Genomic DNA, 24,123 nt, shown 5'->3' on the forward strand with positions numbered 1-24,123 from the left:
TATTTGGAAGCACCAAATTTTCGTGTAAGTTTTTTTCACTTTTTTGTATGTTACTGGTATTGCGTTGCATAAAACTGGGGCAAATGTATAAGCTATTTTTTAGATATGCAAGTTTTTACCCTTTTTAGTTCTTTCTAACCCCCACTAATTATGTAGGTTTATTTTTGCTCATCATCTTTATACCAACTAGAGTATTTTACATAGCTGTTGGCAATTCTATTTACTTCGCCTTCTAGGAGTTCAGCGGACATATCTTTAATTTTTCTAGCTGGAATTCCGCCCCATACTTCGCCAGACTTAATATGTGTACCTTGTGTAACCACAGAGCCCGCCCCTACAATAGAGTTAGACTCCACCACGCAGTTATCCATCACAATAGCCCCCATACCTATAAGTACATTATCGTGCAAGGTACAGCCGTGCACAATGGCATTATGCCCAATAGAGACATTATTACCTATAACGAGTGGATATTTCTCGTAAGTGCAATGCAGCATAGCATTGTCCTGAACATTAACTCTGTTCCCCATTTTGATATAGTGTACATCTCCACGAATAACGGCATTATACCAAACGCTACATTCTGCCCCCATACTTACATCGCCTATAATAGTAGCGGTTTCTGCTAAAAAAGTATTTTCTCCTATCTGTGGAGTTTTTCCTAAAAGAGGTCTTATAAATGCCATATTTTCGGTTTTATTTTAATCTATTAAAATTGGTTTCTTCCTATAAATTGCAATCATTGAAAAAAACTAAACCTAGTATTCTATCGTCTAATTTGGTTTCCGTATTTTTGCGGTTCCAAATTTAATTTAAAAATGCGACAAATCATCATAGAAGCCACAGAAAATCCTAGAGTAATGAAGTTCGTTGCGGATTACAACCTAATCCCAGGCTCGTTGGAACTAGATAGAAACTCAGATATTTCGGAAATACCACTCGCCCAAGAACTTTTTAATTATCCTTTTGTAGATAAGGTTTTTATTACGGCTAATTTTATTGCTGTTGCTAAGCAAGATACCGTAGAATGGGAGCATGTAGTACAAAGTCTTAAAAATGTTATTGAAGACGAGCTTCTTGCTAACCCTAGAATCTATCGCCAACAGAGGAAAGAAGTGTATCAAATTTACGCCGAAATGACACCCAACCCTTCGGTAATGAAATTTGTAGCCTCAAGACTATTATTAGATGGTTTCGTGGAGGTTAAATCTCGTGAAGAAGCTACAGAAGTGCCTTTGGCTCAAGCTATTTTTAAAGAGTTTAGTTTTGCTCAAGAGGTCTTTATTTCGGATAACTTTGTTGCGGTTACCAAAGATGATTCTGTACAGTGGCACGAAGTGATGGTAGTTACTAGAGCTTTTATTGCTGAATATCTCCAAAATGGTGGCGAGGTTTCCCATAAAGAACCCCAAAAACACGAAAACCCAGTAGAAAAAATCATTAACAGAGAATATACCGATACGGAGCAGAAAATAAGTGATGTACTAAACGAGTATGTAGCTCCTGCCGTAGAAAACGATGGCGGGAAAATTTCTCTAATGGAGTACGACGAAAGTACCAAAACTGCCAAAATGCTACTACAAGGTGCTTGTAGCGGTTGCCCAAGTTCTACAGCTACGCTGAAAGGCGGTATAGAGAATGTACTAAAACAATTTCTGCCCGATTTGGTAGAAAAAGTGGAGGCTGTAAACGGCTAAAATTTAATCACACTAAAACAAAACTATGTCAAAAAAAGGGATATTATTAGTTAATTTAGGTTCGCCCAAATCCACCAAAGTGTCTGATGTTAAAGAATATCTAGACGAATTTTTGATGGACGAAAAGGTCATTGATTATCGTTGGTTTTTCCGTGCGTTATTGGTAAGAGGTATTATTCTCAAAACTAGACCTCCAAAGTCCGCAGCAGCTTACGAAACAGTGTGGACTCCAGAAGGCTCTCCCCTTATCGTAATCACAGAAAAAATAAAAACCAAACTACAAAAATTGGTAGATATCCCTGTGGAAATAGGTATGAGGTACGCCCAACCTAGTATAGAAAACGGTATGAGAAAACTCATAGAACAAGGCGTTACAGATATTGTTCTGTTTCCGTTGTATCCGCAATACGCTATGAGTACCACAGAAACCGTAATAGAAAAGGCAGAAGAGGTAAGAAAAAAACACTTCCCTAATGTGAGAGTTAATTATGTTCAGCCCTTCTATAACCGAGATATTTACATTAAATGTTTAGCTGATAGTATCCGAGAAAAATTGCCTCAAGATTTTGATGCTTTACAGTTTTCTTACCACGGCGTACCAGAAAGACACATCTACAAAACAGACCCTACCAAAACATGCAACCTTAATGATTGTTGCTCTCGCGAAAGCAACCCTAGTCATTCGTTTTGCTACCGTCATCAATGTTTTAAAACCACAGAATTGGTGATTGAACAGCTTAATTTACCAAAAGAGAAAACCATTGTATCCTTTCAATCTCGTTTAGGAAAAGACAAATGGATTGAACCTTACACAGATGAAACCTTAGAAAATCTACCTAAAAAAGGAGTTAAAAAATTGGCTATCTGTTGTCCTGCTTTCGTATCGGACTGTTTAGAAACCCTAGAAGAAATATCCGAAGAAGGTAAGGAAGAATTTTTACACGCAGGAGGAGAACAGTTCCATTACATCTCTTGCCTTAACGATGAAGACCGCTGGATAGAAGTCATTAAAACACTTTGTGAAGAAGAGTTAGAGAATTTCTATTTAAGCTAAAACATTCCCCACACCTGCTTGATAAGTGTGGGGCTTTTTATATCCATTAGTTATGAAACATCTCGGCATTATAGGTTGCGGCTGGCTAGGCGAACATTTGGTAGAGCATTTTGCTCCTGCCTACTCTATCCACACTACTAATACTTCTGAAATAAAAAACAACCTACTAAAAAACAAAGGTTGCCAAACGAATATCATCAATTTTGATAATCCCATTGATGCCCCTTGGGAAATTCTCTCAAAATTAGATGCTATTATTATTACGGTTCCGTTTTCAAAACGCACAGATTTAAACCTTCTTAAAACGAGGTTTCATAATATCAGTCGCTTTATTTTCGGTTTTGAAAATCCTATTTTTTTAATGAGTTCTATTGGTATTTATCCACAGATTGAAAGAATCATCAACGAAAATACACTAAACGAAGCTGATTTAGACCAACACATTCTATCCATTGAAAAACAAATGAAATCTAATTTCCCTCACCTAAACATTTTACGACTGGGTGGACTTATGGGCGGCAACCGAATGCTAAGCAACTACAAAGTAAACAACTTACACCAAGTGGTTAATCACATTCATTATAAAGATGTTTGCCTTGTTATAGAGAAAATGTTAAGCCGAAATTTAACCTCAAAAATATACAATATTGTAGCTCCCCTACACCCTACCAAGTTAGAAATCCTAAACCAACAAATAGGGAAAGCTGTCCCAACAACCCCACAAGAAACATTTGGGAGAATTATTTCTTCTCGCCTCTCCGAAATAGAAATCCCTTATAATTACCGCTATCCAGACCCTACAAAATTTGTATAAAACCCTTTTCTACTGAACAGGAGCTCTTAACTCTCCGTAGCCTAAAAGCCCATCATAATTAGCTCCGAAAGGTCTGTAATACAAAAACGCTTGATAAAGATTTTCGGTTTGCCAAAAATTACCATTTATTTCTCCATAGTTTAGCGTTGCTCCCTCTTTTTGTGTCGCTAAAATATAGTTGTAGAATCCTTGCTTCAGATAAATTTTTGCTACATACTGATGCCTATTTTCATCATAGTACATTTGGCTTTCCTCGTTTGCGATGTAATTGTTAAACTGTCCCAATACATAAATTTTACCCTGTATCGGCTCCGAATCTAAATAAAAATGTACCCAAGAATAGTCTGCTTCTCTATGAGCATCTCTTTCCAAACCTAAATCATTTCTTCTGAAATAAAATGCTCCATTAACATCTGGCTGATACTGATAATTGAGTGGATATGCCCAAACAGGGTGCAAGTAAGTATAATTAGTACCTTCCATCGTTTCAGCCCCTGCTACCATATCAAAAGCTCTACCCATATTCTTATTATCAAAGTAATAAAATTCGTTATTCCCTTCAAAAGCTAAATTCAGTTGCTGAAACATTAGCCCACTACCCAAAGTACTGCTAGGCTTCTGATTGTAAATTCCAATTTCCCAATTATTATTTTGAATTACATTCAAGGAAACAGAATTAACATTATTAAGTAAAGTTTGGTCTCCCATAGCCTTTACCTCTACCCTTTGATTAAGCTCTTGCCTTTTGCTATCCGAAAATCGGCTAAGATTAAGTGCTAAAGAAGCCTTATTTTCAACCACACAAAACCTCCTTTTAAACAAAGGCTTAGAGGGAGAATCTTTATAAACCACAATTTCAAAATTCCCCGAAATCTTAGGCTTTATCTGCTCATTAGGAAATACTAGCTCGTAATGCGTATATCTTTGTAAAGTATTAAAAGAGTATTGAAAGTTGTTGATAATCCCATTCAAATCGCCACTAGCATACTCGGTAAAAAATAGACCATCTTCCTGCCAATTCCTATCATAATGCTTCAGCGTATAGCGATAGATTGAACTCCCCCCCGACAAGTCATCAAATCTTAAAACCAACTGCTCCCCAATATTGATGACAGGTGTACCATCGTTAGTTTTAGGGTTAAATAATTGAATACTTTTTATATTCTGCCCAAAAATCATCTGCCCTAATAGCAGAAACATCAGTATTTTATTCATACCCACGAAGATAAACATTTTTTGAATATTGTAGATTTTATTTTTTTAACTACAAACCAAAATACTTCTCTCCCACCCTAAGTAAAAGAGAAGTTTTAACCTATTATTATTTATCCGTTTAGAATATATGATTGTTATCTTTCAAAGCATTCTGCCTAACCAATTTTCTCCTTTCCTCTGGCAAAGGTTTATTCAGCCTCTGTTCAAATCTTTGGATTATGGTTTCTGGCAGAACTTTTCTCATTTGCGAAAATTGTTCCATATTCACCTTAGCGGCGTTAGAACTGGGTTTAGCAAGTTCCAACTTATCTTTCTTAGCAAAATAGGTAAGTTCGTAAGTGTAATATTTCTTCTTGTCATAAACCTTAACTACCAATCCTGGCAAACCTTTAAATATATAAGGACCTTCTGAAATGGGTATCTCTTCTGTAAACCAAGCCTCATAATCTCTACCTCTATAATGAGATACCGCCTTTATACACCGATAAGAGTTGATAACTTCCTTCTCATTAGTTATGTTCCAAACGACCTTATCCGTTAATGGGAAGTAAAAATCATCTGTAAAAATCCTATCATACACCAACACTTCATCTCTCTGCCGAATAACTTCTTGTCTTAATTTGGGTTTTGGGACATTTGTAATATCTAGCACTACCTGCCCATCTTTTACGGTGCTTAAAGCATTCCTAATCTCCTTTTTAGAAAGGGAGTCCGACAATGATTTTACAGCACTCCTAAAAACAGACTGCTCTCCCACAATTTGCAAATCCATTACTTCCTCTAACGAATTAAAACTTAAAGTATCTTTGACAAAAGTCACCTGATACTTCGCTAAAAATGATTGAGCAAACACATTACAAGAATGGCAAAATAACAATATACAACCTATTTTAACAACTATTTTCATCTCAACTAAACAGATTATTCTATCACTAAACAAAAATGAAAAGTAAGTGTTTTTTCTTAATACAAAAAATTCCTCCTATATAAATAGAAGGAATTTGTATACAATAACAATGTTATTTATTATCAGGGTAAGTAACCGCTAAATTTAAGTCTATCGGATTATTATATTTTCTTAGATGATTTTGATATTTTAAGATTTGCTCTCTTTTATCAATTTTTGCTGGTTTACCATCTTTACCCATTACTATCAAGTTTTCTTGACCCTTTAGTGGATTATGATAATCATCTAACTTTAATTTCTGATAAACGCCCAATTTAATAGGAAGTGCTTTTTTGCCATAATTGGTTTCTAAAAAATTATCGGTTTCTACCTTTTCTTTTTTAGGCACAATCCGATTAACGGAAAATATAAAATTATCCTTTGTATCTCGTAATTCAAAGATAAGCCCAGGCAACCCTCTAAATTTATATGGTCCCTCTAAAACTGGGTATTTATCCGAAAACCAAGCCTCCCAATCTCTTTTACCAAATCGGGTTACGGCTTTTCTCAATACAATACCGTTAACGGTTTTGGTCTCATCTAGTATCGTCCAATTTTGGGTATCGTTAGACGATAACGCATAATAATCCATATAAACCGTAACATACTCTGTATTTTCAGAAGTATTAAGAGCCCTTTTAACTTTATACTTTAATTTGGGATAAGCAAAATTTGCTTTATTCGTTTGCTTTTGGATAGAGTCCGCTTTCAGATACTCTGTGGAATAAAATTTCACCTCATTTTTAGATATATCCAATACGGCTTCTTCCTTATTGAAGTGTTCTTGCAGAGAATCCAATTTAAAACTCACATTATAATACACCATTAACTCTTGAGCCGAAAGCCCAACGAAACCACAAAAGAATAAAAAGACTCCAATTAGTTTTTTCATCATAGCATTTATAAGATTTGATTTAAAACAATATTACAAAAAATATTCTACACAAAAAAACGCCTTCATCCAAATTCCCTATAGATGAAGGCGAAGATAAAATTTCCATTAGTTTAATAAAATAAACCCTGTGAAAATAAAAAGCTTAATAGTTATCCACCATAATTTTTGCTTTACTCCAACTCTATGGGATTGTACGGACGAGGTTTATTCCTAAGATTGATGGGATTTCCTCCTGCATCATAAGCCATTCCTTTAATGAATTGTCCAGGATTTTCGTGATACACCCGCTCCAGCTTTTTATATTTCTCACGCGTAACCTCAAGCACCTCTTTCCCGCTTCCTTTGGTCATCGCTGTATCAGATTTCTCAATTTTAAACAGCGTAAAGGCATAATGATTTGCGGTATCTCTAATCTCCAAAATCAGACCCGGCAAACCTTGAAACAAATAAGGTCCGTAAGAAAACGGTATTTCTTGAGTAAACCAAGCCTCATAATTTCTGCCCGAATAGCGGGTGGTTGCTTTTACAGCCAAATAATCGCCTATTTTTTTAGTTGTAGAACTTATGTTCCACTCTAACTTTGGGATAGGAGCCGTATAAGTATAAGCATGAGACAGCCTATTATTAAGCGTATAGACATTCTCTTTCGGATTGGAGTAAATCGTATAAGGAAACTTTGGTCTAAGGACCAAAAGTTGGTTAAACTCCTTAGTTCTTATAGATTTTAGATACTGAAACTCATTCCTAAGCGAATCTGATTTATAGGTATTAGCATCTGCAAACTTTACGAAATTATCCCCTATCTGCAAAATCGTTACAGCTTCCCTAAAAGACGATGGTTGGTCTGCATTAGGCAAAAATTTTAGTTCATAAAATACCTGATACCGCACACGGTCAATTTCTTTCTGTATAAACGGTTCTGGCGGAAAATTTAAGTTACCAGAAGCCGTAACTTGACTGTAAGCTAAATTGACAAATAGTAAACTAGCTATAAAACCAAACCAATTTTTAATTATTTTTATCATTATTAAAGCCTATATATCTTTGCCCAAATATAAAAAATTTCTAATTATTCATTATATCCAACAAAAAAACATCCCTCTACTTTTTTAGAGAGATGCTAAAAAATTTATTTAAGCAGAGGAAATACTTTTCTTCTCAAAATCCCTATATTATCTTGCCAAGTTTCATCCGAAAGTCTATCCTGCCAACTCGTTACTGCTAAGACATTAGCTCCTTTATCTAGCACAATATCTTTTCCAATACCTTCGTCTATTGGTTGGTCATTATAATTAAAAGTTTTTAAAAAGTTTTTATTTTTACGCCTAACCCCTCTTCCAAAATCTTCATCTTTTAGTACCAATATCTTTGCTTTAGGGTGTTTACCTATCAAATAGTCAATCGTAGGCTGAAGTCTTCTATTCCCTTCCGTTTCTATTAAAACATAATACAACTGGGTATTCCTATACTGACTCTCTACATCTATGTAATTTTTCATATTCATCCTACAAGGTTCACACCATATAGTAAAGGTTTTAAGTAAAGTTCTTTCTGACTTACTAGCAATAGACCTAATATCCTCCTTCCCTACATACTGCACACTCTGAGGATAGCCAAGACTAAAACTTAATAGCAAAAACAATCTAAACACTAATCCTTTCATAGTTTTTCTATTCTTAGTTCATACCCTCCATAATCTCCCAGTTTTTTTATCATAGGATACGCACCCGACTTGATAATATATTTATTATTAACATTTATATCTTCATCTACATACAGTGTAGTATCAAAACCTTCAATCTGAATTTTATCATCTAGAATCACATATCCAGTATATATTCTATCATCATTCTTAAAGTTATTAATATTTTCACTTTGTATATTTTTATTTTTAACAATAACGCCTTTAAATGTATTTGTAGTACCATTGGATTTTAAAGTATCTTTTGAGTTCCAAATATCAATCCAAATCATTGTAACTTCACAAATTCCAAAACCATGACAGTCTCTTGATTTACGACCAAGTACAAACTCAAAACCAGCACCCATTCCATTTTCAGAAATAATACCCGACTCCTCTAAAATTGTTTTTGTTTTAGAAAAATCAGAAAAACTAACTTGTTTTGAAATCAAAGCGGAGTTTGTTTGAAACTCATCCTTATCGACAAAACCTTTATCTTGTCTACAAGATACTAACAGAACACACGAAACTAAACATGTAAAAATCAATTTTTTCATAACATAATAATTTATTGGTTTAGCATATCACAAATATAAATGAATTTTTCAAAAACAAAAATTTTTATATGATAAAAATCATATTTAATTTGTTTATATAAGTTACAAATAATGTTTCAAACAAATAAAGCCGTCCAATATCGGTAGATTTTCCCTTCTAAAGTTTAATATTTTCCCTCAATTCCAAAAAATTTAGAAACTTTTTTTGCAGATATTTTATCAAAACACTTAGTTATATATCATATATACCTATAAAAAACTCCTCCCTTATATCTAAGGGAGGAGTTGATATCACAGCAAAGTTTATTTATCAAACTTTGATTTCTACATCTACACCGCTAGGAAGCTCTAACTTCATTAAAGCATCTACCGTTTTAGAAGAAGAAGAGTAGATATCCATCAATCTCTTGTGAGCTGAAAGTTGGAACTGCTCTCTCGCTTTCTTATTAACGTGCGGAGATCTAAGAACCGTAAAGATTCTTTTGTGAGTAGGTAATGGTATAGGACCATTCACTACAGCACCAGTAGATTTTACTGTTTTTACGATTTTCTCAGCAGACTTGTCCACCAAATTGTAATCGTAAGATTTTAGTTTTATTCTGATTCTTTGTGACATTTTAATTCTAAATTTTAAAAGATTAACCTTTTGCTTTTTCTATTACTTCGTCAGCCACGTTCTGAGGAGCTGGTTCGTACTTTTCAAACTCCATAGAAGATGTTGCTCTACCAGAAGAAAGCGTTCTAAGAGATGTTACATACCCGAACATTTCAGAAAGAGGAACAAATGCCTTGATAACCTTAGCGTTGTTTCTATCGTCCATACCGTTAATAGTACCTCTTCTTCTGTTAAGGTCTCCTACGATATCCCCCATATATTCTTCCGGAGTAACTACTTCAAGCTTCATAATAGGCTCCATAATTACAGCCTTCGCTGCTTTACCAGCCGCTTTGAAACCTAACTTAGCTGCTAATTCGAAAGAAAGTTGGTCAGAGTCTACCGCGTGGAAAGATCCATCTTTAAGGGTAATCTTCATTGCCTCAACTTCGAATCCTGCTAAAGGACCATTCTTCATAGCTTCCTTGAATCCTTTTTCTACAGAAGGGATAAATTCTTTAGGAATGTTACCACCTTTAATTTCGTTGATGAATTCAAGACCTGTTTTACCTTCATCAGCTGGACCGATTTCGAATACGATATCCGCAAACTTACCTCTACCACCCGATTGTTTCTTATAAACTTCTCTATGGTTAGCAGTAGCAGTAAGAGCTTCTTTGTACTCTACTTGTGGTTGACCCTGGTTAACCTCTACTTTGAATTCTCTCTTCAAACGATCCACAATGATATCTAAGTGAAGCTCACCCATACCAGAGATAATAGTTTGTCCAGAAGCCTCATCAGTTTTCACTTGGAAAGTTGGATCCTCTTCTGCTAATTTAGCAAGAGCGTTACCTAATTTATCTTGGTCTGCTTTAGTTTTAGGTTCTACTGCGATACCGATTACTGGATCTGGGAAAATCATAGATTCTAAAACGATAGGGTTCTTTTCATCAGAAAGTGTATCCCCAGTTTTAATATCTTTGAAACCTACCGCTGCACCAATATCTCCTGCTTCGATATATTCTACAGGATTTTGCTTATTAGCGTGCATTTGGTAAATTCTAGAAATTCTTTCTTTGTTTCCAGATCTTGTATTAAGTACATAAGAACCAGCATCTAGTCTTCCTGAATAAGCTCTAAAGAATGCTAATCTTCCCACGAATGGGTCAGTCGCAATCTTAAATGCTAATGCAGAGAAAGGCTCGTTTACATCTGGTTTTCTGCTGATTTCAGCATCTGTATTAGGATCTGTACCGTTGATATCATCTTTATCTAATGGGGAAGGTAAGTATCTACAAACCGCATCTAGCATAAACTGCACCCCTTTGTTCTTAAATGAAGAACCACAAGTCATTGGGATAATAGATAAATCGATAGTAGCTTTTCTAAGTGCTTCGTTAATTTCTTCTTCTGTAATAGAATCTGGATCTTCAAAGAACTTCTCCAATAAAGACTCATCGTATTCAGCTACAGCTTCTACTAAGTTTTGTCTGTAAGCTAATACATCATCTTTCATATCATCAGGAATAGGCACTACATCAAAAGTAGCTCCTTGAGTTTCCTCATGCCAAATGATAGCTCTATTCTTAATAAGGTCTACCACTCCTTTGAAGTCTTCTTCTGCACCAATAGGAAGCACGATAGGAACTGCGTTAGAACCTAACATTTCCTTAACTTGGTTTACTACATTAAGGAAGTCAGCACCTTGTCTGTCCATTTTGTTTACAAACCCCATTCTAGCCACTTTGTAGTTATCTGCTAGTCTCCAGTTTGTTTCAGACTGAGGCTCTACTCCGTCTACTGCAGAGAACAAGAATACTAGACCATCTAATACTCTAAGAGAACGGTTTACCTCCACGGTAAAGTCTACGTGTCCCGGTGTATCGATGATGTTAAAGTGATAATCTTTAGCGTCTGCTGTAGGCTTCCCATCATGTCTAGGAAATACCCAGTTACAAGTTGTAGCCGCAGAAGTAATTGTAATCCCTCTTTCAGCTTCTTGCTCCATCCAGTCCATAGTAGAAGCACCATCGTGTACCTCACCTATTTTGTGGGTTTTACCTGTATAGAATAGAATTCTTTCAGTAGTAGTGGTTTTACCAGCATCAATGTGAGCTGCAATACCAATATTTCTAGTGTATTTAAGATCTCTTCCCATTTCCTATTAGAATCTAAAGTGTGAGAATGCTTTGTTAGCCTCAGCCATTTTGTGAGTATCAGTTTTCTTTTTGAAGGCAGCACCTTCCTCCTTAGCAGCAGCAATAATTTCAGCAGCTAATTTCTGAGCCATAGACTTATCATTTCTCGCTTTAGCGTACTTAATAAGCCACTTCATTGCCATAGAGATTTTTCTATCTGCTCTAATAGGCATTGGGATTTGGAAGTTAGCACCACCAACTCTTCTTGAACGCACTTCTACATGAGGCATTACATTAGTTAGAGCATCTTTCCAAATTTCTAATGAAGTTTTTTCGTTTTCTCCTTTTTTAGCTTCCACGATGTCTAATGCATCATAGAAAATTCTGAATGCGATAGACTTTTTACCGTCTAGCATTAGGTTATTCACAAATCTAGTTACCAACTGATCATTAAATTTTGGATCTGGTAACAACGGTCTTTTTTTCGCTTTTGTTTTTCTCATTGTTCTGTTTCTTAAAATTTAATGATTACTTTTTAGCATCTTTAGGACGCTTAGCACCGTACTTAGATCTTCTCTGAAGTCTTCCGTTAACTCCAGCGGTATCTAAAGCACCACGAACAATGTGATAACGAACTCCCGGTAGGTCTTTCACCCTTCCGCCTCTTACCAATACTATCGAGTGCTCTTGGAGATTGTGTCCTTCGCCCGGGATATAAGCGTTTACTTCTTTACCGTTAGAAAGTCTTACCCTTGCTACTTTTCTAAGTGCAGAGTTAGGTTTCTTAGGTGTAGTTGTATATACTCTTGTACATACACCTCTCTTTTGTGGACAAGAATCCAAAGCAGCCGATTTGCTCTTCTTGGCAAGTGTGGCTCTTCCTTTTCTTACTAATTGTTGAATAGTAGGCATTTAATTGCTTTTATTTATTTTTAGTTTCAAGGTGCAAAAGTAATAATTTTATTTTAATCTGCAAACTCTTATTTATAGTATTTAAAAATCAGTATTTTATAATAATTCTTTATTAGTCAGAAACAACAACTTGAACACCGTATTCATCAAGTTTTTTTAAAATATCACCATTCAGTTTTTGGTCTGTGATAAGAAAATCTATTTCTTTCAAATCACACACCTTACCTAGACCTCTTTTACCAAACTTCGAGTGGTCAGATAATATGTATACTTTTCTAGAGCATTCTATCATTTGCTGATTAAGATAGGCTTCCCCTGTATTCGATGTAGAAACTCCAAAATCTACATCTAGACCGTCTACCCCTATAAATAATTTATTTGCAGAAAGCAACCTAAGTTGATGCTGTGATATAGGACCTACCGTTGATTGTGATGAGCGCCTTACATCTCCTCCTAGTTGTATTACCGTAATATTTTCATATTTACATAAAAGTGACGACACTATTAGAGAAGATGTGATAATCGTAAGTTTTTTATCCATTGGTAAATTTTCTACCATACTCAGCACTGTTGTCCCTGAGCCTAAAATTATCACATCATTTTCCTCTATAAAGGAAACTGCTTTTTTTGCAATTTTACTTTTTTCTAATGTGTTGATTTGTTGTTTATGACTCAATGGCTTATCAGATACATACGGATTTTCCCAACTTGCTCCACCGTGATTCCTAAACAATAAACCTTTATCTTCCAGCCCTCGTAAATCCTTTCTTATGGTAACTTCCGAAACTGATAGCTCTTTTGAAATATCCGAAACTAAAATATGTCCCTCTTTTTTTATTTTATCTAAAATGTACTGATGCCTTTTAGCTGTGCTCATATCCTAATTTTTCATCGATTTTGCCAAATATAAATATTTTCTCATTACCCTACAATATGGAAAAACTATAATCCAAGATGATAAACTTCATATTGTTTCGATTAGTTTCGACAATGTATATTTGTGGTCTAAATTTTTAGTTACAAAAAACTTTTTGAAATAACACAAAAGTATTTTACACAAAAAAATAATAAACACTTTAATACAGTATATGAAATCTTTTTTATCTCCTGCTAAACATCTGCCTCTTCTACCAAAAGAGAAAATAGATAGCATTTATAAGAGTAAGCGTTTTCAAGTTTTTATAGGTATATTTATAGGGTATGCTGGCTATTATTTAGTCCGAAAAAATTTCTCTCTGGCAATGCCTTATTTAGAGAATGAAGGTTTTACAAAAGCAAGTCTAGGCTTTGCTCTTTCTGCCAACGCAATAGCTTACGGTTTATCCAAATTTTTCATGGGAGGTGTATCCGATAGAAGTGATGCTAGAAAATTTCTAGCCCTAGGTCTTATTTTATCATCTCTTGTTACTTTAGTCTTAGGAACTAGCCTTGGGGTTTCCTCTATTACCATCATGTTTATTTTACAATTTTTAATTGGCTGGTTTCAGGGTATGGGTTGGCCTCCTTGCGGAAGAGTAATGACCCATTGGTTTTCTCAAAATGAACGAGGCACAAAAATGTCTTTTTGGAATATAGCACATAATGTTGGAGGTGGCTTATTAGCACCATTAGTGGGATATGCTACTCTATGGTTTGGCTCTTGGCAAGTGGGTACATTTTGGGTTCCTGCTATAGTAGGGATTGCAATAGCCCTCACCTCTCTTTTACTAGTGAGAGATACTCCTCAATCTTGTGGACTTCCTCCCATTGAAGAATATAGAAATGACTACCCTAAAAACTACTCGAAAAACTCAGAGGAAGAACTTTCAACAAAAGATATATTCTTTACCTATGTTTTAAACAATAGAACCCTTTGGTTTATAGCTATAGCTAATGCATTTGTTTATTTGGTAAGATACGGTGTTTTAGACTGGGCTCCTACCTACTTACAAGCCGTAAAACACTATGATATAAAAGAAGTTAGCTGGGCATACTCTGCTTACGAATGGGCTGCTATACCTGGAACTATTTTATGTGGATGGTTAAGTGATAAAATTTTCAAAGGTAAGAGATCTTTAATTACCATAATCTATATGGCTCTAGTTACTGTATTTGTATTTATCTACTGGAAAAATATGGATAACAAAGTTCTTGACGGTATAGCCCTTATAGCCATAGGATTTTTAATTTATGGTCCCGTAATGCTGATTGGTGTTCAAGCTCTAGATTTAGCACCCAAAAAAGCTGCTGGTACCGCTGCTGGACTCACAGGTCTCCTAGGTTATCTCTTAGGAACGGCTATCCTAGCTAATATTACCATGGGATACCTTGTAGAATATTTTGGTTGGGACTCTGGCTTTATCCTACTTATTATAGCATGTTTGCTATCTATCATTTTCATAAGCTTTACTATAAAAGACGAGAAAAATTTAAACCCTTAAAATAAAAGATAATTATGTTAAAAAATGTATTTAGAGCTAGCATGGCTGCGTGTGTTTTCACCATGCTTGCGTGTAATTCAGATCGGGAAGTAAGTAATCCTGATATTGATGTAAGTAAAGTAGAAGTAAAACAACTCTCTCCTGAAATGATAAAAGTGAGAGATTATGTTCCTGAAAATGCTGTTATTGCACACCGTGGTTCGACATTTTGGACACCTGAAGAAACGGAGGCTGCTTTTAGATGGGGTAGAGAGATTGGGGCAGATTATCTAGAGGCAGATTTGCAGGTATCAAAAGATGGAGTAGTTTTAGCATTACACGATGACAACCTAAAACGAACTACCAACATTGAAATAGTGTATGGAGAACATCTCCCTTCTACTAGAAAGCAATATTATTTAGATTTAGGGTATTCATCTGATGAAGCGGACAAAATGGTGGAAATAGACAGAAAAAATTTCTACCCTAACCTTCCAAGTTCTTACACATACGAAGAATTGTTAAAATTAGACGCTGGAACATGGTTTAATGAAACCAACCCTGAACAAGCAAGAGCTGGATTTACCACTCAACGCCAATATATATCTTCTTTAGAGGATATGATTATGTACTCTAGAGGATATAAATTAAAAAGAAATGCTGATGGTACGAGAGCTGAAACAACTAAAAAATTGACTGACAAAACAATGTCACACCCACTTTCTGGTGTTAAAGAAAAAATCGTAAAATATACTACTCAGTATGTAAAAGACGAACAAGACACAGGGCATAGACCTGGTATTTATGTTGAGTTTAAAGAACCTTGGTTAAACCCTTCTGAGTTCGAAAAAATGGTTTACGATGAGTTAGACCTTTACGGTATGAATATCATCACTAAGCCTGAAGCGGAAAACTCTCCGTTCTATGTTAATGGTAAAGTTAATGTAGGTAATACTAACGGTAAAGTTATCCTACAAACATTCTCATTACAAAGTTTAAAACGAATTAAAGACTTCTATCAAGGTAAGGTACCTATGTGTTTCCTACTTTGGAAAGGAAATGGAGCTACCGATATGTCTGATGACTCTCCAGAAGGATATGCTTCTTTTATCAATCTAGGTGTAGAGAACTTAGCTCACTTCGCTGGACCATCTATCTCTGGAGCACCTAACAACTACCCTGAGATGTTAAAACCTTGGCAAGCAGATCTTATCAGACGCTCTAACATGAAAATTCACCCATATTCATTTGACACTAAAGACCAAATGAAAAAATACTTCGGTGATTATAATTATGGTAATAGTATAGGTAATCTTTCTGCTCCACCTTATTGTGACGCTATGTTTACCAATAGAGCTGAAGAAACATTACACTACTACATAGAAAAAAATGCTAGAGATAAAAACGCAGCTCAATCTGTAGAAAACTCTTCAGACCTACTTAAAAGGCTAGGGTACTAAACTTTATAAAAACAAACCATAATATATTAAATAATTAAACTCATGAAAAAGAATATTATATTAGCTTCTTTATTCACTCTAGGAGCGTTAGGTAATCTGTACGCTCAGGATAAGGCAGCTATCAAACCATATACTATATATGAAGATAAAGAGAACGATGTTCAAGTAATGTTGGGGGCTAGATTTATTACAGATTTGTCATTTAGTTCTAGTGACTATACCCCTGTAAGATCTGGAGCTGATATCTCTGATGCTAGAATCAGAACATCTCTAAATTATAAAAAATGGTATTTCTATGGAGACTTCGATTTTGGTGGTGGTAAATTTCATCAAAGAAACTTATTCGTAAGATATTTCTTAAAAAATGACGAACAAAGCTCTAAGAGTATTAAGTTTGGTTACTATGCGGAGCCTTTCTCTATGAACTTAAACACTAGTGAATACGCTATGAAGTTCATGAATCGTCCTTCATCTGTAAATGCATTAGGAAACTTCAGAGCTCTTGGTATTACTTATAAATACTTCAACAACAGATTCTTCTCTGACCAAGGTTTATTTACAGAAGATGTATTAGAACAAAAGAAACCTGCAGGAAACCAAAGCTGGAATCTTACAGGTAGATATGTTTACTTACCTATTAGCAACTCTGATATGACCCTTCACCTAGGAGGTTCTCTTAGATACAGACAAATCAACGGAGGAGAGCTTATCAATGAAGGTAAAACTCTAAAAACTAATCTTAGTATTGCTTCTCCACTAGAGCTTGGTATAGACCACAACAATAGTTTTGTAAACGCTGATGTTCCATGGGCTAAAAACTTATACAAAGCAGGATTCGAAGCTTTATTAAAAACACCAAAATTCTTTATTAGAGGTGAATATGTTATCCAAAAAGTGAAAAAACAAAGACCTGATAAAGAGTTATTCGAAGCTCAACTTGGAGGTATTTGGAGTTGGACTACTTTAGAAAGCTGGCAAAAAGCAAATCCTCTAGGAGATTCTCACTTTGATGGAGGATATGTAGAAGTAGGATATCTACTAAATAATAAGTCTAAATACAAGTACAATAAAGAGTTTGCCCTTATCAGTGGTAACTATGATGAAGGTACTCTAGAAGCTGTTGCAAGGTATAACTATACCAACTTAAATGATATAGCACCTGGAGATGTATTCTTAAAAGGTAAAGATAAATTCTATCCTAATGGTAATATAACAGACTATCCTAATGAATCTTTAACTATTGCTGGAGGTAGAGTTCACTCTGCTACTGTAGGATTAAACTATACTTTCAACAGACACGCAATTCTTTCTGCGGGATATACTTATAGCCATTTAGACAATCCTTATTTCCCTAATGATAAGAATTTCCACTCTGTACAAGCTAGAATGATGTTCTCATTCTAAAAACAAGTAATATCTTACTTTTTTAAAGGGCTCGTTAATATTAACGAGTCCTTTTTTTATTTAAACTTAAATCTCTATTCTCCCAATAGTTTTTTACTATCATATTATTTATGAAGCAAATAGGAGTAAACCCTACCTTTGTACCAAGTTAATTCAATAATAAAAAAATACTATTATGAAAAATTCTAAAATTATAGGGTTAAAAGAGTCCGATTGCCAAAATATCACTGAAAAACTAAATATACTCTTAGCCAATTATTCTATTTTTTATCAAAATACAAGAGGTGCTCATTGGAATATCAAAGGGGCAGATTTCTTTACACTTCACCCTAAATTTGAAGAGCTTTACGACTCTTTAGTTCTTAAAATAGATGAAATTGCAGAAAGAATTTTAACACTAGGTGCTACACCTAACCACAATTATTCAGATTATTTAAAGGTTTCTTCCATCAAAGAAAGTAAAGAAGTAACCGACGGAAACAAATGTGTAGAACAAATTCTAGGAGCTTTTAAAATAGTGATTGACCTACAAAGAGAAATCTTAGAAATTGCTGGTGAAGCTGGGGATGAGGGTACTAACTCTCAAATGAGCGACTACATTAAAGAACAAGAAAAAGAAGTTTGGATGTACAATGCTTTCTTAGGTAAATAAAAGTTAAGTTCATTTTTATACTAAAAGCGTTCGTTTTAATTAAAACGAACGCTTTTTAATTTATTTCAAACTATGCTATTTAATAAATTGAAATATTCACTTTTATTTCTTGATAAATTTCTTAGTAACCTTACCATTGGTTGTCATCATATTTATTATATATACACCTGGTGTAAGCCCAGATACATCAACCGATTGTGAGAAATTACTATTTATAGTTTGAATTAATCTTCCCGACATATCATACATATACACAGGAGAAGTGATTAATTGAGGGTTAACAAAAATAATATTAGAAGTTACCACAACATCTTGTAGTGTGACCTCATTATTCTGAGTACTCAACACGAGATTAGTATATCCAGAAACTATAATGCTATAATCTTGCGATTGAGTTTCAGCTCCTGAATTATTAAGTATTTTACCTTTATGAGAAACCTCCACTCTATATGTCCCTGAAGACGGTGTGTCTATTAAAACCTGTTCTACATTATCTACCGTATTGTCTCCCTTAGTTGCAGCAGCCATTGGGCTATTGATATTCAGCTTCCAAGGATAATATATCTCTCCCGTTTTTTCATTAATGATTCTCAAGTCCAAATCATTTACTAGTTTAGAAGTTCTATTATTATGAGCATCTCCATAAGTCTCGGGCAGTGTTTTATAAGAAGGATCTACCCAACTTATAGTTACCTTAAGTGGCTGTTTACCATCAGTACTTAACGCTATTGACTCCTTACTTCCACTTGTCAATTTTTTATTTTCAAAAATAACCTCTCCATTACTTTTCTTTACTATAAGTTCTGCTCCTTTTTGGGCATTAGCAAATCCCCAACCAAACCAAGCATCTGGACCTATATTTCCTGCTTCGTCCGCAGAATGTACTAAAAGTGTTTTCGCTGATGCAGCATCTAAACTAGAACCATTAAATAAATCTTTATAGATTTGTATCCATAGCCCTATAATCCCTGTAACTTGAGGAGCTGAATAAGAAGTTCCACTTCCATAAGCCCACTCATTACTTCCCGTACTAGATGACGATGCAGAAAAAATATCACTCCCCACACCCGCAATATCAGGTTTTACAGCACCATCATCTCTAGGACCTGCACTACTATAATCAGCTTTTACTACATCGGTAGATTGACTATATCTTTTATTATTTGAGGTTATTTTTTCCGTAGCACTAACTACTATAATATTTTTAGCCAAAGAACCAGGTCCTATACAGTCATAACCTTCAGAACAGTTATTACTAGGTAAAGTATCAGCCTGCGTAAACTGAACATAATTTCCATTATCATCTTCATAATAAGAGTTTAGACTGGTACCTGAAGGACCATCACCAAAGGAATTCCCTGCTGATTTAACTAAAATCATAGAAGGATTTTCATAAACTATATCATCATATTTTTGGTCATTACTAAAATAGGTTCCATTCAAATCGTAAGACAATTTAGTTGCTGTATCATAAGCACCTCCCCAATAGAAGCCTTTTCCCATGTCACCTGCCTCTTCGTAACTCCAACCTGGATTTATACCATACGAATGGTTAGAAAGATAGGCCTTAGAAAGTAATATTTTTTGATATACTGTTTTATCCGCACTCTCCCCATCTAAAGTAGAGGTCATAAAACTATAACTATCAAAAGTAGCTTTAGGCATAATCCCTTTAGTATTGCCAGAAATAGTCCCATCACCTATAGTATGTCCTATACCTCCCATCATACTAGTGACTGCTGTTGCGTGTGCACTATAATCTGAAGAAATCTGCTCTTTATTAGCTATTCTGGTGCTTGTAGTACCTCCAAAGTCATCGTGTTTCTCATAGACTTTCCCTCCGTCAAATACAGATACCTTTATGTTTTCCCCATTATAAGCTTTTGCAAGTCCTGAAACTTTACCATCTTGAATGAAATCAGCATTAGAATTCTGAATTTGATCTAAATCTTTAATATTCAAAAAATAAGGCTTACCAGCAAAAAAGAAATCAATTTTTTTCCTTTTACTAAGTAATTTACTCTCTAGGTTTTTTACAGTTACTGTAGAAAGATTTTTATCTAAAGTTTTATTAGAAAGCAACCTATTTCTATAAAAATCAAATTGTGAAAACAGATTGTTTTTGTCCTGTTCTAATTTTTTTTCAAGAGAAGTATTTCGGTTTTGAGCAGCAATAACTCCACTAAAACTTACATAAATTACAAATATAATTTTTTTCATTTCATTTTTTTTCACTCACAAAGGTACTTATTTATTATTAAGTTTCTAATTTTAACTTTAAATAAATTATAAACTACTACATTTTATTACTTCTTTCCTCACCCCCAACAAACAAAAAAAGCCTCTAGCAGTATTGCTAGAGGCTTTTCAAAAATAAAAACTGGCGGCGACCTACTCTCCCACTTTCGTAGTACCATCGGCGCTGGTGGGCTTAACTTCTGTGTTCGGAATGGGAACAGGTGAGCCCCACCGCTAAAACCACCCTAAAGGTCTTTATAAGAGATTAGAGGTTCGATATTAGAACTTAGAGTTTGAAAACGGTTGTTGTAACCATTTCTATTATACTAACGTCCAATATCTTTAATCTAACGTCTATTTTATCGGTAATTTTCATCACAAAGACAAAACCTTGCTCGCACTTATAAGGCTTCTTTAACATAACCCATTAGGCTATAAATCTACGGGTAATTAGTACTACTCGGCTATGCTGTTACCAACTTTACACCTGTAGCCTATCAACGTGGTCATCTCCCACGACCCTTAAAAGATGTCTCATCTTGAGGCAGGTTTCGCACTTATATGCCTTCAGTGCTTATCCTTACCAAACTTAGCTACTCTGCGGTGCGCCTGGCGGCACAACAGATACACCAGAGGTTTGTTCAAATCGGTCCTCTCGTACTAGATTCAAGCCCTCTCAAACATCTAACGCCCGCAATAGATAGAGACCGAACTGTCTCACGACGTTCTGAACCCAGCTCGCGTGCCACTTTAATGGGCGAACAGCCCAACCCTTGGGACCTTCTCCAGCCCCAGGATGTGACGAGCCGACATCGAGGTGCCGAACCTCCCCGTCGATGTGAGCTCTTGGGGGAGACTAGCCTGTTATCCCCGGAGTACCTTTTATCCTATGAGCGATGGCCCTTCCATACGGAACCACCGGATCACTATGTCCTGCTTTCGCACCTGATCGACTTGTAGGTCTCACAGTCAAGCACCCTTATGCCATTACACTCTACGCACGGTTACCAAGCGTGCTGAGGGTACCTTTGAAAGCCTCCGTTACTCTTTTGGAGGCGACCACCCCAGTCAAACTACCCACCACGCAATGTCCTCGTTTCCGAGTTAGGCTCTAAGTAAACAAAGGGTGGTATTTCAACAACGGCTCCACCAACACTAGCGTGCCAGCTTCATAGCCTCCCACCTATCCTACACATTGTTTACTCAAAGTCAATACGAAGTTATAGTAAAGGTTCACAGGGTCTTTTCGTCCCATTGCGGGTAATCGGCATCTTCACCGATACTACAATTTCACCGAGCTCGTGGCTGAGACAGTGCCCAGATCGTTACACCATTCGTGCAGGTCGGAACTTACCCGACAAGGAATTTCGCTACCTTAGGACCGTTATAGTTACGGCCGCCGTTTACTGGGGCTTCAGTTAATGCCTTCGCTTACGCTAAGCACCTTCCTTAACCTTCCAGCACCGGGCAGGTGTCAGACCCTATACAGCATCTTTCGATTTAGCAGAGTCCTGTGTTTTTGATAAACAGTCGCCTGGGCCTCTTCACTGCGGCCAACATTACTGTTGGCGTCTCTTCTTCCGAAGTTACGAGACTATTTTGCCTAGTTCCTTAGCCACGACTCACTCGAGCACCTTAGGATTCTCTCCTCGACTACCTGTGTCGGTTTTGGTACGGGTTGCTTCACTTCGGCTTTTCTTGGAACTGCTTTCCCTACAACAACTTCGCCCGTAGGCTAGGTCTCAACTATTCCGTCAGTCTTCAGTAAGTACGGCAATCCGTCCCCTTTTTAGTGTGAGCAAGTATGGGAATATTAACCCATTGTCCATCCACTTCCCCTTTCGGGTACGCGTTAGGTCCCGACTAACCCTCAGCTGATTAGCATGGCTGAGGAAACCTTAGTCTTTCGGTGAGGGGGTTTCTCGCCCCCTTTATCGTTACTTATGCCTACATTTTCTTTTCTATAAGCTCCACAATACCTCACGATACTGCTTCTGCGCCGATAGAATGCTCTCCTACCGATGTATTAATACATCCCATAGCTTCGGTAATATGCTTATGCCCGATTATTATCCATGCCGGACCGCTCGACTAGTGAGCTGTTACGCACTCTTTAAATGAATGGCTGCTTCCAAGCCAACATCCTAGCTGTCAATGCAGTCCAACCGCGTTATTTCAACTTAGCATATATTTAGGGACCTTAGCTGTTGGTCCGGGTTCTTTCCCTCTCGGACATGGACCTTAGCACCCATGCCCTCACTGCTGATGAACATTTATTAGCATTCGGAGTTTGTCAGGAATTGGTAGGCGGTGAAACCCCCGCATCCAATCAGTAGCTCTACCTCTAATAAACTTAACATCAACGCTGCACCTAAATGCATTTCGGAGAGTACGAGCTATCTCCCAGTTTGATTGGCCTTTCACCCCTACCCACAGGTCATCCGAAGACTTTTCAACGTCAACCGGTTCGGTCCTCCACTTTGTGTTACCAAAGCTTCAACCTGCCCATGGGTAGATCACAAGGTTTCGCGTCTAATCCTACTAACTATTCGCCCTATTCAGACTCGCTTTCGCTTCGGCTCCGTAACTTAATTACTTAACCTCGCTAGTAAAATTAACTCGTAGGCTCATTATGCAAAAGGCACGCCGTCACAGCACTAAGCTGCTCCGACCGCTTGTAGGCGTACGGTTTCAGGTTCTCTTTCACCCTTCTATTCGAAGTGCTTTTCACCTTTCCTTCACAGTACTTGTTCACTATCGGTCTTTCAGGAGTATTTAGCCTTGGAGGATGGTCCCCCCATATTCAGACAGGATTTCACGTGTCCCGCCCTACTCTTTTATCACTTATGTATGCCTTTCATGTACGGGGCTATCACCCTCTATGGCCACTCTTTCCAAAGTGTTCTATTAAACATATAAAAGCTTTTGGGCTAATCCGCTTTCGCTCGCCACTACTTACGGAATCTCTTCGATTTCTTTTCCTCCGGGTACTTAGATGTTTCAGTTCTCCGGGTTTGCTCTGCTTACGCAGTAATACATCTTCAATGTATTGGGTTGCCCCATTCGGATATCTACGGATCAATTCGTGTGTGCCAATCCCCGTAGCTTTTCGCAGCTTACCACGTCCTTCGTCGCCTCTGAAAGCCTAGGCATCCGCCATACGCCCTTAACGATTTCTTTCCTAATATTTTTGGTTACTCAAGCACTTATAAGTGCTCGGTTTTCTCTTTGTGATGTCTTTTACCGTTAATGTCAATGTGCTTTACGCTCGCTAAATATTTAATGAACTGATGTTGTGTTTGGCTCCATCTGTCACTTTTAAATTAAATATCTAACCCTAGTGGAGAATAAGGGAGTCGAACCCTTGACCTCCTGCGTGCAAGGCAGGCGCTCTAGCCAGCTGAGCTAATTCCCCCATTAGTGTAGATGTTAGATTTCAGATGTTAGATTTTAGACATTCAAC

Annotated in this window: 20 protein-coding genes, 1 tRNA gene and 2 rRNA genes; 7 read left to right on the forward strand and 16 right to left on the reverse strand. The window is 36.4% G+C overall.

From position 1 onward, the window contains the following. Positions 1-158: 158 nt before the first annotated feature. Complete coding sequence (locus tag D1J36_RS02490; protein ID WP_154138233.1) at positions 159-686, reverse strand: gamma carbonic anhydrase family protein; 528 nt, start codon at positions 684-686, stop codon at positions 159-161. Positions 687-818: 132 nt separating this feature from the next. On the opposite strand from D1J36_RS02490, the gene D1J36_RS02495 reads away from it, so the two are divergent. From D1J36_RS02495 to D1J36_RS02505, 3 genes are read left to right on the forward strand one after another with little or no spacing between them, the layout of a single operon-like run. Beyond that, entirely contained in the window at positions 819-1,697 is an 879-nt protein-coding gene (locus D1J36_RS02495; protein ID WP_154138234.1) for a NifU family protein, read from the forward strand. Between the two features lie 25 nt (positions 1,698-1,722). After that, positions 1,723-2,751: a ferrochelatase gene (gene hemH, locus D1J36_RS02500; RefSeq protein WP_154138235.1), complete on the forward strand. Its 1,029-nt coding sequence runs from the start codon at positions 1,723-1,725 to the stop codon at positions 2,749-2,751. A 52-nt stretch (positions 2,752-2,803) separates the two neighbouring features. After that, on the forward strand, positions 2,804-3,565 hold the full coding sequence (locus tag D1J36_RS02505) for an epimerase (protein ID WP_154138236.1): 762 nt from the start codon (positions 2,804-2,806) through the stop codon (positions 3,563-3,565). A 9-nt stretch (positions 3,566-3,574) separates the two neighbouring features. On the opposite strand, the gene D1J36_RS02510 is transcribed toward D1J36_RS02505, so the two are convergent. The 11 genes from D1J36_RS02510 to D1J36_RS02560 all read right to left on the reverse strand — a co-directional run bounded on the left by D1J36_RS02510 (position 3,575) and on the right by D1J36_RS02560 (position 13,384). Further along, positions 3,575-4,798, reverse strand: coding sequence for a DUF5103 domain-containing protein (locus D1J36_RS02510; RefSeq protein WP_154138237.1), 1,224 nt, complete (start codon positions 4,796-4,798; stop codon positions 3,575-3,577). 100 nt (positions 4,799-4,898) lie between these two features. Further along, positions 4,899-5,687 carry a GLPGLI family protein gene (locus D1J36_RS02515; RefSeq protein WP_154138238.1) on the reverse strand — a complete coding sequence of 263 codons (789 nt, stop codon included), beginning with the start codon at positions 5,685-5,687 and terminating at the stop codon, positions 4,899-4,901. Between the two features lie 112 nt (positions 5,688-5,799). Next, a complete protein-coding gene (locus tag D1J36_RS02520) occupies positions 5,800-6,621 on the reverse strand; it encodes a GLPGLI family protein (RefSeq protein WP_154138239.1) in 822 nt (273 codons plus the stop codon). Positions 6,622-6,791: 170 nt separating this feature from the next. After that, a complete protein-coding gene (locus D1J36_RS02525) occupies positions 6,792-7,646 on the reverse strand; it encodes a GLPGLI family protein (protein WP_154138240.1) in 855 nt (284 codons plus the stop codon). Positions 7,647-7,750: 104 nt separating this feature from the next. After that, a complete protein-coding gene (locus D1J36_RS02530; protein ID WP_004916468.1) occupies positions 7,751-8,284 on the reverse strand; it encodes a hypothetical protein in 534 nt (177 codons plus the stop codon). Beyond that, positions 8,281-8,859: a hypothetical protein gene (locus D1J36_RS02535; protein WP_154138241.1), complete on the reverse strand. Its 579-nt coding sequence runs from the start codon at positions 8,857-8,859 to the stop codon at positions 8,281-8,283. The genes D1J36_RS02530 and D1J36_RS02535 overlap by 4 nt, the downstream gene beginning before the upstream one ends. A 310-nt stretch (positions 8,860-9,169) precedes the next feature. Then, positions 9,170-9,475, reverse strand: coding sequence for a 30S ribosomal protein S10 (gene rpsJ, locus D1J36_RS02540; RefSeq protein ID WP_004916455.1), 306 nt, complete (start codon positions 9,473-9,475; stop codon positions 9,170-9,172). A 22-nt stretch (positions 9,476-9,497) separates the two neighbouring features. Beyond that, a complete protein-coding gene (fusA, locus tag D1J36_RS02545; protein WP_004916453.1) occupies positions 9,498-11,615 on the reverse strand; it encodes an elongation factor G in 2,118 nt (705 codons plus the stop codon). Between the two features lie 6 nt (positions 11,616-11,621). Continuing rightward, positions 11,622-12,098, reverse strand: a complete 477-nt coding sequence (rpsG, locus tag D1J36_RS02550; protein ID WP_004916451.1) for a 30S ribosomal protein S7 — start codon at positions 12,096-12,098, stop codon at positions 11,622-11,624. A gap of 25 nt (positions 12,099-12,123) precedes the next feature. Continuing rightward, entirely contained in the window at positions 12,124-12,507 is a 384-nt protein-coding gene (gene rpsL, locus D1J36_RS02555) for a 30S ribosomal protein S12 (RefSeq protein WP_004916448.1), read from the reverse strand. Between the two features lie 112 nt (positions 12,508-12,619). Beyond that, positions 12,620-13,384: a DeoR/GlpR family DNA-binding transcription regulator gene (locus tag D1J36_RS02560; RefSeq protein WP_154138242.1), complete on the reverse strand. Its 765-nt coding sequence runs from the start codon at positions 13,382-13,384 to the stop codon at positions 12,620-12,622. Between the two features lie 211 nt (positions 13,385-13,595). Between D1J36_RS02560 and glpT the strand changes: the two genes are divergently transcribed. The 4 genes from glpT (at position 13,596) to D1J36_RS02580 (ending at position 18,422) form a co-directional block, all read left to right on the forward strand. Beyond that, on the forward strand, positions 13,596-14,927 hold the full coding sequence (gene glpT, locus D1J36_RS02565) for a glycerol-3-phosphate transporter (RefSeq protein ID WP_154138243.1): 1,332 nt from the start codon (positions 13,596-13,598) through the stop codon (positions 14,925-14,927). Between the two features lie 14 nt (positions 14,928-14,941). Then, positions 14,942-16,366, forward strand: a complete 1,425-nt coding sequence (locus D1J36_RS02570) for a glycerophosphodiester phosphodiesterase family protein (protein WP_154138244.1) — start codon at positions 14,942-14,944, stop codon at positions 16,364-16,366. A 42-nt stretch (positions 16,367-16,408) separates the two neighbouring features. Beyond that, the gene (locus D1J36_RS02575; RefSeq protein WP_154138245.1) at positions 16,409-17,770 is read left to right on the forward strand and encodes a porin; all 1,362 of its coding nucleotides are present in this window, start codon (positions 16,409-16,411) and stop codon (positions 17,768-17,770) included. Between the two features lie 175 nt (positions 17,771-17,945). Continuing rightward, a complete protein-coding gene (locus tag D1J36_RS02580; protein ID WP_154138246.1) occupies positions 17,946-18,422 on the forward strand; it encodes a Dps family protein in 477 nt (158 codons plus the stop codon). Between the two features lie 102 nt (positions 18,423-18,524). Here D1J36_RS02580 and D1J36_RS02585 read toward each other — a convergent pair whose 3' ends face one another. From D1J36_RS02585 to D1J36_RS02600, 4 genes are all read right to left on the reverse strand, one after another. Continuing rightward, entirely contained in the window at positions 18,525-20,642 is a 2,118-nt protein-coding gene (locus tag D1J36_RS02585) for a S8 family peptidase (RefSeq protein WP_154138247.1), read from the reverse strand. 158 nt (positions 20,643-20,800) lie between these two features. Beyond that, positions 20,801-20,908 (reverse strand): 5S ribosomal RNA (gene rrf / locus D1J36_RS02590). Between the two features lie 182 nt (positions 20,909-21,090). Next, positions 21,091-23,840, reverse strand: a 23S ribosomal RNA gene (locus tag D1J36_RS02595). Between the two features lie 161 nt (positions 23,841-24,001). Further along, positions 24,002-24,075: transfer RNA gene (locus tag D1J36_RS02600), tRNA-Ala, on the reverse strand. Positions 24,076-24,123: the final 48 nt, after the last annotated feature.

The organism is Riemerella anatipestifer (assembly GCF_009670965.2).
Classification (GTDB): domain Bacteria; phylum Bacteroidota; class Bacteroidia; order Flavobacteriales; family Weeksellaceae; genus Riemerella; species Riemerella anatipestifer_B.